7 protein-coding genes are annotated in these 10,620 nt (G+C 56.7%); all 7 read right to left on the minus strand.

Annotated elements, in window-relative coordinates:
* Window positions 1–151: 151 nt before the first annotated feature.
* Window positions 152–2,797: a ribonuclease R gene (gene rnr, locus NSQ46_RS28720; RefSeq protein ID WP_342575678.1), complete on the minus strand. Its 2,646-nt coding sequence runs from the start codon at window positions 2,795–2,797 to the stop codon at window positions 152–154.
* A gap of 187 nt (window positions 2,798–2,984) precedes the next feature.
* Window positions 2,985–3,215, minus strand: coding sequence for a preprotein translocase subunit SecG (gene secG / locus NSQ46_RS28725; protein ID WP_007132909.1), 231 nt, complete (start codon window positions 3,213–3,215; stop codon window positions 2,985–2,987).
* A gap of 350 nt (window positions 3,216–3,565) precedes the next feature.
* Window positions 3,566–4,015, minus strand: a complete 450-nt coding sequence (locus tag NSQ46_RS28730) for a PaaI family thioesterase (protein WP_007132910.1) — start codon at window positions 4,013–4,015, stop codon at window positions 3,566–3,568.
* A gap of 329 nt (window positions 4,016–4,344) precedes the next feature.
* Window positions 4,345–6,024 carry a long-chain fatty acid--CoA ligase gene (locus NSQ46_RS28735; RefSeq protein WP_341341360.1) on the minus strand — a complete coding sequence of 560 codons (1,680 nt, stop codon included), beginning with the start codon at window positions 6,022–6,024 and terminating at the stop codon, window positions 4,345–4,347.
* Between the two features lie 95 nt (window positions 6,025–6,119).
* Window positions 6,120–6,287 carry a hypothetical protein gene (locus tag NSQ46_RS28740; RefSeq protein ID WP_167324142.1) on the minus strand — a complete coding sequence of 56 codons (168 nt, stop codon included), beginning with the start codon at window positions 6,285–6,287 and terminating at the stop codon, window positions 6,120–6,122.
* Window positions 6,288–6,446: 159 nt separating this feature from the next.
* Window positions 6,447–8,237: an acyl-CoA dehydrogenase family protein gene (locus NSQ46_RS28745; protein ID WP_341341359.1), complete on the minus strand. Its 1,791-nt coding sequence runs from the start codon at window positions 8,235–8,237 to the stop codon at window positions 6,447–6,449.
* A 1,011-nt stretch (window positions 8,238–9,248) separates the two neighbouring features.
* Complete coding sequence (locus NSQ46_RS28750) at window positions 9,249–10,439, minus strand: acetyl-CoA C-acyltransferase (protein WP_341034606.1); 1,191 nt, start codon at window positions 10,437–10,439, stop codon at window positions 9,249–9,251.
* Between the last annotated feature and the right edge of the window lie 181 nt (window positions 10,440–10,620).

Genomic DNA, 10,620 nt, shown 5'->3' on the forward strand with positions numbered 1-10,620 from the left:
AATATCGAATGGCAAAATCGGCAGTCGTGATTCCAAGGCCAAGAGCACCGGGGAGGGAATTCAAGATTAAACGAGTATCCCCTTCCCCTTCATAACTGTGTTCACAGTTCTGGTCCTAGGGATGCCAAAGCGCTTGCCGTCCGCCCCAGCCCTACTTTTTCTTCTTCCTCACAAAAGCGGCTGTGCCGTTCCCGCCTTTGCTCTTCCGCTTGCGCCGTCCGCCGCCGCTTGCGGCATCGCCCTCAGCGCCGGCTGGCCCGCTGCCCGGCGTTGGTCCTTCGCCGATGAAGATGCCGCTGCGCGACGTCTTCTTCCGGCGGCCCTTGCCGCCTCCGCCGCCCGAGCGGGCGTTGCGGTCAAAGCCAAGGGCCCCGCCGCCGGCGGAGCTGTAGCCGCCCTTGCCGGAGCCGAACGCGAAGCTGCGCGTCTCCGTGCCTTCGGCAACGGCCTCTCCGCCGCCGCGCTTCCCGCCGGCACGGCCGCCCTGGCCGCCGGCGCTACCCTCGCGGCGCCCTGCAGGCGCGCCGCCTTCTGCCGCGGAGCTGCGCTTGCCGCGGCCCTTGCCCCCGCGGGCTGCGCCATCGCGGGCGCCAAACCCGCGGCCACCGGCTCCGCCGCGGTCGCCGCCGCCAGCACCGCCGCCGCGGCCTTGCCGGCGCGGCTTCATGTCCACCATCTCAAAATCGATGGTGTGCTCATCCATATTCACCTTCGCCACGCGCACCTTGACGTCATCGCCGATGCGGAACACCTTCGATGTCCGCTCCCCGATCAGCGCCATGTGGCCTTCGTCGAAGTGGTAATAATCGTCGGTCAGCGCGCTGAGCCGAATCAGGCCTTCTACCGTGTTCTCCAGCTCGATGAACATACCGAAGCTGGTCACGCTGCTGATAATGCCCTCGAATTCCTCGCCGACCTTATCCAGCATGAACTCGGCCTTCTTCAGGGCCTCGGTGTCACGTTCGGCATCAACGGCGACGCGCTCGCGCTCCGAGGATTGCTGAGCAATGTCCGCCATGCGGGCCGCGAGCTGCTCATGCCGCTGCTCGCTCAGCGTTCCGCCGCTCTCCAGCACCTCCCGGATCACCCGGTGAATGACCAGGTCCGGGTAACGGCGAATCGGTGACGTGAAGTGGGAATAGTACTCGGCCGCCAGACCAAAATGACCTGTGCTCTCCGCATCGTACTTCGCCTGCTTCATCGAACGGAGCATCATCGTGCTGAGCACCGTCTGCTCTTTCGTGCCGTGGATGTCGTCCAGCAGGCTTTGCAGGGCACGCGGATGAATCTGATTGCCGCGCCCTTTCACATGGTGGCCGAAATTCGCGGCAAACGCCATGAAGTTCTGCAGCTTCTCCGGATCCGGATCCTCGTGGATTCGGTAGATGAATGGCACCTTCAGCCAGTGGAAATGCTCAGCCACCGTTTCGTTGGCGGCCAGCATGAATTCCTCGATGATCTGCTCCGCGATGGAACGCTCCCGTTTGACGATATCGATCGGCTTGCCGTTTTCATCGACAATGACCTTCGACTCCACAAAATCAAAATCGACCGCGCCCCGCCGCATCCGGCGGTTCCGCAGCTTCAGTGCCAGCTCCTGCATCAGGCGGAAATCCTCCACCAGATCGCTGTAACGCTCGATCAGCTCCGGATCCTCGTCGACCAGAATTTTGCGCACATTGTTGTACGTCATCCGTTCCTTCGTCCGAATCACGCTTGTGAAAATATCGTGCTTCACGACCTTCATCTGCTCATTGAATTCCATGACGCAGGACATCGTGAGACGGTCCACCTGCGGATTCAAGCTGCAAATGCCGTTGGATAAGCGGTGCGGCAGCATTGGAATAACGCGGTCTACCAGGTAGACACTGCACCCGCGGTTGTACGCTTCCTTATCCAGCTCGGAATGCTCGCGCACGTAATAGCTCACGTCGGCAATATGCACGCCCAGACGGTAATGGCCATTCGGCAGGCGCTCCACGTTGACCGCGTCGTCCAAGTCCTTGGCATCCTCACCGTCAATCGTGACGATATTTAAGCCGCGAAGATCCCGCCGGCCCTGCTGGACGATCTCTTCTTCCGTAATGGAATCCGGCGCAGCATCCGCCTCGGCCAGCACCTCTTCCGGAAAGCCTTCCGGCAGCTGATGCTTCCGGATAATCGACAGGATGTCGACGCCCGGATCGTCCTTGTGGCCCAAAATCTCCACAACCTCGCCCTCGGCCGCCGCCCGTCCCTCCGGATAGCTCACCAGCTTGACGACGACCTTCACGCCGTCCACGGCGCCGTTCATCGCATGCTTCGGTATAAAAATATCCCGGTTAATCCGCTTATCATCCGGCAGCACGAAGCCGTACGCCTCGTGATTTTGGAAGACGCCCACCACTTGGGTGACGGCGCGGGTGACGATGCGGACAACCTCGCCTTCCATTTTGCCGCCCTCGCTATGCTGCGAGCTAATGCGAACCAGCACCGTATCGCCGTTCATGGCGCTCTTCAGGTCGTTCGCATGAATGTACACATCGGGATGCTCCCGGTCATCCGGAATCAGAAAAGCAAAACCCTTCGGATGCGCCTGGAGGCGCCCGCGCAGCAAAGACATCCGCTCCGGCACGCCGTAACGCTGGGTGCTGGTCAGAATGATTTTTCCGGACTGCTCCAGATCGTTCAACAGCTTTAAAAACTCCCTGAAATCATGAGCATCCTCAATCGCAAAATGCTGCTCCAATTCCTGGTACGTCATCGGTTTGTATGCAGTTTCCCGCATAAAATCGAGTAAAATTTGTTCCGTTATCATGATTATCACCTCGGGGAACCTGCGAATTCATTCGTTCCTCTATCCATTCTTTACCTACATATACACATACCCTAGTATACACGAATTTAATCCGCGGTATCCTTCGAAATCCCCCCAAAGATCACCATTCGCCCAAGGCATATAAAAAGCCCCCGCTCTTCCAGAGTGAAAAGCGAGGGCCGTATTATTATTTCAACATCGCAACAACAATCGCCAAGATCATGAATCCTGCCGCCAAACCAACGGTAATGCGCTGCAGCACGAGATCCATACCGCGAGCCTTCGTTTTGCCAAACAGATGTTCCGCACCGCCGGAGATGGCACCGGCAAGACCTGCACTTTTCCCTTTCTGGAGAAGAACAACCGTAATCAACCCGATGGAGAAAATGACGAGCAGCACTTCGAACAATACAACCATGACTTCCACCTCCTACGCGTATGTAAACATCAGATTTATAATCAAATATAATGTTCAAATTCTGATGAAAAACAGCATTATTATTGTACCATAGCTTATTCTGACTGACAAGGCATTACCAACCGTCTCTGGTGATCTGATCTAATGTTCGACAGACACAAGATTCATAGGATTCCCTGATTCGAAGTTTGTGAGCGATAATACGTGAATACGAGAAATTCAACGTTGAGAAACGTTTATCTAACTGTGTATCGCAACAAAGCCCATAGAGCTTACCTGGTTTCAACAAAAAAACGGCCTGCCCTCTCCACCCTTAGGAGACGACAGACCGCTTTTTATTCCGTCTTGCTTCATTTCACCCGGAATGATCCGGTGCTTATGGCAACCAGTTCTCCCTTTGCATCCGTAATTTTACATTCCGTCGTGACCGACCGGCGCGTCTGATGAACGATGCTTGCCGTCACCGTGAGAACCCCCTCCCTGGCCGGCATGACAAAATGCACGTTCAGGTTGCTGGTCACGGTCGACTCGCCGGGACGCTCCAGCATGACGGCGATGCCCATAGCATTATCCATCAGCGAGGAGAGGACACCGCCATGCACGATCCCCATCATATTCATATGATGAGGCTGCACATCCAGGGTGACGACAACCGCTTCCGGGGTAGCGGAAGCCAGCTTACAGCCAAGATATCCCCAGAAGGTGGGCTCGGCCGCCTTGGCCATCGCCTCCATGTAGGCCTCCCGGTCAAATGTCGGCTGTTCGGCCTTCGGATCCTGGCTCGTATCGGCTTTATGCATAAGGCCTCCTCCTTGTATCGAATTTATGACACGGCATACTTACAATATTCAACGTTTAAGGTACCCCATCTTCCGATTTTCAACGTTACCTAATCCTAGTTATTGATGATAACTTCTTAAAAATCGGCGGAAAATCGCCGACGACATGCTGGGAGTGACCTCAGTGGGTCATCCAAAGGGCATGGCTGGTCGCCCGAGCGTCGACGCTAAGCATCGTGCAGCAGTCATCCTTACACCGCGCCGGGAGAGGCACGCGGTAGAGGAGAAGCTACGTCTTGTCGACCGATGCATGCCCGCAGCGCCTGCACCTAACTTCTCCATCCTATGCATCAGCCCGTCGGTCTGCCTTCCTCCTCTTCTTCCAGCAGCTTGCGGCGAAGCACCTTTCCGACCATCGTCTTCGGTAAAGCGTCACGGAATACGAACTGCCGCGGCACCTTATAAGCGGCAAGCTGGCTTCGGCAAAACTTTTCCAATCCCGCAGGATCCGGAGCCGCTCCATCTTTGAGCACGATGTAGGCTTTGACCGTCTCGCCGCGGTAATCGTCCTTGGTGCCGACCACAACGGCTTCCTTGACGGAAGGATGCTCATACAGCACTTCCTCGATCTCCCTCGGGTATATATTGTAACCGCTTGCAATTATCATATCCTTCTTCCGGTCGATGATCGTAAAATATCCTTCCTCGTCCATCGTGGCCATATCGCCGGTAAACAGCCAGCCATTGCGGATCGTATCAAAGGTCTCCTCCGGCCGGTTCCAATAGCCTTTCATGACCTGAGGGCCCTTCACAATAAGCTCGCCTGGCTCGCCGACCGGCATCTCCTCGCCTGTCTCCGGGTTGACCACTTTCGCCTCCGTATCAGGAACCGGGATACCGATCGTCCCGATCTTGCGTCTTCCCCAGATCGGATTCGCGTGGGTCACCGGCGAGGCTTCCGTCAATCCGTAGCCCTCGATCAGCCGTCCCTTCGTCAGCTCCTCGAACTTATCCTGCACCTCGACCGGGAGCGCGGCGGAGCCGCTGATGCAGGCATTAATGGAAGACAAGTCGTATTCCTGAATCCGCGGGTGATTGATGAGAGCAATATACATGGTCGGCGCCCCGGGGAAGAGCGTCGGCTTTACCTTTTTGATCAAATCCAGGATCATCGCCACTTCGAATTTAGGGACCAGAATCAGCATACCGGCACGGTACACCGCCTGGTTCAGCAGCACCGTCAGCCCGAATACGTGAAAGCACGGCAGCGCGGCCATATACCGCTCCTTCCCGTCCTCAACCTGGTAACACCAGTTCGCGGACTGGACCGTATTGGCCACCAAATTCAGATGCGTCAGCATGACGCCCTTGGGCGTCCCCGTCGTGCCGCCGGTATACTGCAGCAGTGCCAAATCCCTTTCCGCATCCACGCTTTCGCAGATTGGATCGTTAGGCGATGCGGCCAGCAGCTGTTTAAATGCATGCACCCGGCTGCCATAATGGACGACCGGGAGAGGGCCTGCCTGCTTCGCTTTGATCGGATAGAGCAGATTCTTCGGGAACGGTAGATAGTCCTTCACCGACGTTACGATGATATGCTCAAGCTTCGTCTCCTCTATTACCTTCTCCACCCGGGAGACGAACATATCCATCGTTATGATGATTTTGGCACCGGAGTCCTTCATCTGATACGCGATTTCCCGCTCCATATAGAGCGGATTGGTCATGACGCACACCGCTCCAGCGAGCAGCGCGCCATAATACGAGATGACGACCTGCGGACAATTGGGCAGCATGATCGCCACCCGGTCTCCCTTCTTCACGCCCTTGCTGCGGAGCGCATTTGCCATGCGGTAGGCGGAGTCCAGCAAGCTTTGGTAGGTGATCGTTTTCCCCATAAAATACATCGCCGGCTTTCGAGGATATTTCTGTGCCGACGTCACGAGAAACAACGCCAAATTCTGTTTCGGATAATCAAAAGCGGGGGCTACTTCCGGCGGATAAAACTGCAGCCAAGGCTTTGTATCCATACAAAACCAACCCTTTCCTAAGGAATGCTTCTTCCTTTCCTACTCCAAGAAAAAACCTGTCTCTTTTGATAAGCTCCAAAAAAATCCGGTATAGATCACCCCCGCACATCCCGGGAGGAACGGTTTAGATCGTGCGCTTGCTTGGAGTTGCCCGCTGTCTTAGAATGTCCGCGTGCTCTGAATGTCTGGACATCGGTTTGCCCGGATTTATCGAACCGCTTTGGTCCGGTCTCCGAGTCGTGCGCTCCTTTGGCTGTTCGCACGACTTGACTCCTCCCTGCGTTTATACGAGGCGGGAACCCTATGAACTCGTTCACAGGGTTCTCCGTTATCCGCAAACTGCGCAATGAGCTTCAGGGCGATCCGCCGGAAGGTTTGGATACCTTGTTAATATGCCGGCAGCAGTATGGGCGCAACGTTACTTACACCGTATACCGCTCGTTTTTGACGACGCGGGCTGCAATGCTGCGCTTCAGCGCTACCGTATCGACCGGGCTGGTGCGGGTCAGCTTTTTCAATACCGACAGCTGCATGCGCAGCATATCGCCGGTTTCCACCGAGGCCAGGATTTCTTTCGCGAGCGCCTCGATGCGTTGGAACGCTTCATACGCAAATACCTGCGTCATCTCGATCATGCCGGCCGCTTTCTCTTCCGATGTACGAGCGATATGCTTCTTGGTGCGCAGCAGGGCGCTTTCGAGCGCAAAAATATCAATCATCATGTCCGCCAGATTGGACAATAGCTCCTGTTCCTTCTCGAGCTTGGTCCCGAATTTTTGAACCGCAAGGCCGCCGGCGAGCAGGAAAATCTTTTTACTCATATCCAGGAAATGAGCTTCCTGCTCCAGCGTACCCTCGAACGTTTGGCCTGGAACGATCTGCAGCAGTTCATTTTGCAGGCCTTGCGCTTTTTGCAGCAGCGCGATTTCACCCTTCATGGCTTTTTTCACGAGGGTTCCCGGGATGAGCAGGCGGTTAATCTCGTTCGTGCCCTCGAAAATTCGGTTGATGCGGGAATCGCGGTAGATCCGCTCCACCTTGTATTCCTGAATGTACCCGTATCCTCCGTGGATTTGAACCCCCTCATCCGCTACAAAATCCAGCCCTTCCGAGCAAAACACCTTGTTGATCGAGCACTCGATGGCATAGTCCGAGATCGCAGCGGCCGACAAGGCGCCCGCGTCCTCGCTGGAATAATCGATGTCCTGCAGCGCCTCGTCGAGCAGACCGGCTGTGCGGTATACCATGCTCTCCATCACGAAGGCGGCAATGTTCATCTCGGCCAGCTTTTTGCGCATGAGCGGGAACTGGGAGATCGGGGTGTCGAACTGTTTGCGGGTATTTGCATATTTCGCGCTCAGCTCGATCGTTTCCTTCGCCGCGCCGACCGTACCGGCTGCCAATTTATACCGGCCGATATTCAGGATGTTGAAAGCGATGCGATGGCCTTTGCCGATTTCGCCCAGCAAATTCTCCTTCGGCACCTTCACATCCTCGAAGAAAAGCGGACGCGTCGAGGAGCCCTTGATGCCCATCTTCTTCTCTTCCGGTCCGAGCGTGAAGCCCTCCATCTCCTTTTCCACGATGAACGCGGTGAAATGCTCGCCGTCGATCTTGGCGTACACGATAAAGATATCCGCAAATCCGGCATTGGTAATATATAACTTCGATCCGTTCAAAATATAATATTCGCCGTCATCGGATAAACGTGCCGTCGTTTTGGCGCCGAGCGCGTCGGAGCCCGACGTCGGCTCGGTCAGGCAGTAGGCCGCGATTTTGGCCCCGGTGGCCAGGTCCGGCAGGTACTTCTTCTTCTGCTCCGCCGTGCCGAAGAACACGATCGGCAGCGTCCCGATGCCGACGTGCGCCCCGAAGGACAGGGCGAAGGACGAGCCCTTGGCCAGCGCTTCGCTGATGATCGTGGAGCTCACTTTATCCAGCCCGACGCCGCCGAACGGCTCAGGCACGTCAGCGCCCAGCAGTCCGAGCTCCCCGGACTTGCGCAGCAAATCCACGGTCAGCTCGTAATTGAGCTTCTCCAGCTCCTCGTCATGCGGCACCACTTCACCGTCGATGAAGTCCCGGACCGTGTCGCCGATCATTTTATGCTCCTCGGTGAAATCCTCCGGGGTCAGGATGCGCTGCACGTCCAGGTTATCGATAATATAGCTGCCGCCTTTGATTTTCGGTTCTTTCGTTTGGTTGTCGCTCATGGTTATGGCTCCTTTCTGGAATGGGATTAGTAATTGTGGTGGTGCATCTGCTGCGATGTTTAAGTCTGCTTGTTTAGATAGCGTCGCTTCGATGACTACTGTGAATGCTGCTTCGGTGTCCGCTACGATGGCGGATTGTACTTCCGATCACTGTTAATTTCAGATTTCCTGAATGATCCTTAACAGAGGCGAAATCTGAAATTAAAGGCGAACACTCCGTTTCTCCAGTTCAATTCCGCCCTCTCCGCTGGATAGGGCCGCCTCCCCCCACAATCACTGTTGGTGGGGGGAAGGGCGCGGGTGCCCGGTCCGTGTTCGGAGCGGGCACAGCGCTTGTTGGCTGTGATCTGCTTCGATGACTGGTGCGGGTGCTGCTTCGATGTACCTCCTTAGATAGCGTCGCTTCGATGACTGGTGCGGGTAATGGCCGGGTGTCCGCTCCGATGGCGGATTGTACTTCCGATCGCTGTTAATTTCAGATTTCCTGAATGATCCTTAACAGAGGCGAAATCTGAAATTAAAGGCGAACACTCCGTTTCTCCAGTCCAATTCCGCCCTCTCCGCTGGGTAGGACCGCCTCCCCCCTCAATCACTGTTGGTGGGGGGAAGGGCGCGGGTACCCGGTCCGTGTTCGGAGCGGGCACAGCGCTTGTTGGCTGTGATCTGCTTCGATGACTGGTGCGGGTGCTGCTTCGATGTACTTCCTTAGATAGCGTCGCTTCGATGACTGGTGCGGGTGCTGCTTCGGTGTCCGCTACGATGGCGGATTGTACTTCCGATCGCTGTTAATTTCAGATTTCCTGAATGATCCTTAACAGAGGCGAAATCTGAAATTAAAGGCGAACACTCTGTTTCTCCAGTCCAATTCCGCCCTCTCCGCTGGGTAGGGCCGCCTCCCCCCCACAATCACTGTTGGTGGGGGGAAGGGCGCGTGTGCCCGGTCCGTGTTCGGAGCGGGCACAGCGCTTGTTGGCTGTGAAGGTGCCTGCTCCGATGTAGTAAATAGCTACCTCACGCCCCGGCTGCATGCACCTCGAACACCCCCGCAGCGCCCATACCGCCGCCGATGCACATGCTCACGACGCCGTAGCCGCCGCCTCGCCGGGCCAGCTCGGACACAAGGCTGACCGTCAGCTTCGCTCCGGTGCAGCCAAGCGGGTGGCCGAGGGCGATGGCCCCGCCATTGACATTGACTTTGCTCTCGTCAATGTCCAAGGCGCGGATGATGTGGAGACATTGCGAAGCGAACGCTTCGTTAATCTCGAACACATCCACCTGATCCAGCCCGATGCCCGCCATCCGGAGGGCCTTCGGAATAGCCTCCACCGGGCCCACGCCCATAATTTCGGGCTCCACGCCCGCCAACGCGAAGGACCTGAAGGTCGCGAGCGGCTTAAGGCCGAGCGCTTCCGCCTTCTCGCGGCTCATGACCGCGACCGCCGCCGCGCCGTCGCTGGTCTGCGAGGCGTTCCCGGCGGTTACAGTCCCGCCGAGAGCAAAGGCAGGCCGCAATTTCGCCAGTACCTCCGGCGATGTGTCGGGACGTACGCCTTCATCCATATCGAAGGTGAAGGACTTACTGCGCACCTTGCCCGACTCGTCTGCGGCAGCCAAGGACACGTTCACCGGCACGATCTCGTCCCGGAACTTCCCTTCCGCAATGGCAGCCGCTGCCTTGCGGTGACTGCTGGCCGCGAAGGCATCCTGCGCTTCGCGGGTAATGCCGAACCGGCGGGCGACCTCTTCCGCCGTATGCCCCATGCCGATGTACACCTCCGGCATCTCATCAACGATCGTCGGATGCGGAGCCGGCTTGAAGCCGGTCATCGGCACATGGCTCATGCTCTCGACGCCGCCGGCGATAATCACGTCGGCGTAACCGAGCATAATCCGTTCCGCTGCAAAGGCGATTGCCTGCAGGCCGGAGGAGCAGAACCGGTTCACCGTCAGGGCGGGAACCGTGACCGGATATCCTGCATACAACGAGATGATCCGGGCGACGTTCAATCCCTGCTCGCCTTCCGGCATCGCACACCCGAGGATGATGTCTTCAACATCCTCCTTCTTAAGGCCCGGCGCACGAGCTATGACGGCTTCCAGCACCGCCTTCCCCAGGTCCTCCACGCGCGTCTGGGCCAAACTCCCTTTCTTCGCTTTCCCCACCGGGGTTCGGGCAAGCGATACGATGACTGCTTCTCTCATGCCATCTTCACCTCGTCACCTTGAATTGGTTGGATATAATAGGACAACTTCTAACTTCATTAGCTAATCGGATTTGCCGACTATAATTCAATCAGGACCTAAGGCACTGCTGGAAATCGAAAGGTTCGATGAACGTATAAGACCTATTTGCAAGCAGCAACAGCATTTGATGAATGGTGAA

Origin of the sequence: Paenibacillus sp. FSL M8-0142 (genome assembly GCF_038597315.1) — a bacterium.
In the GTDB taxonomy this organism is placed as follows: domain Bacteria; phylum Bacillota; class Bacilli; order Paenibacillales; family Paenibacillaceae; genus Paenibacillus_AQ; species Paenibacillus_AQ lactis.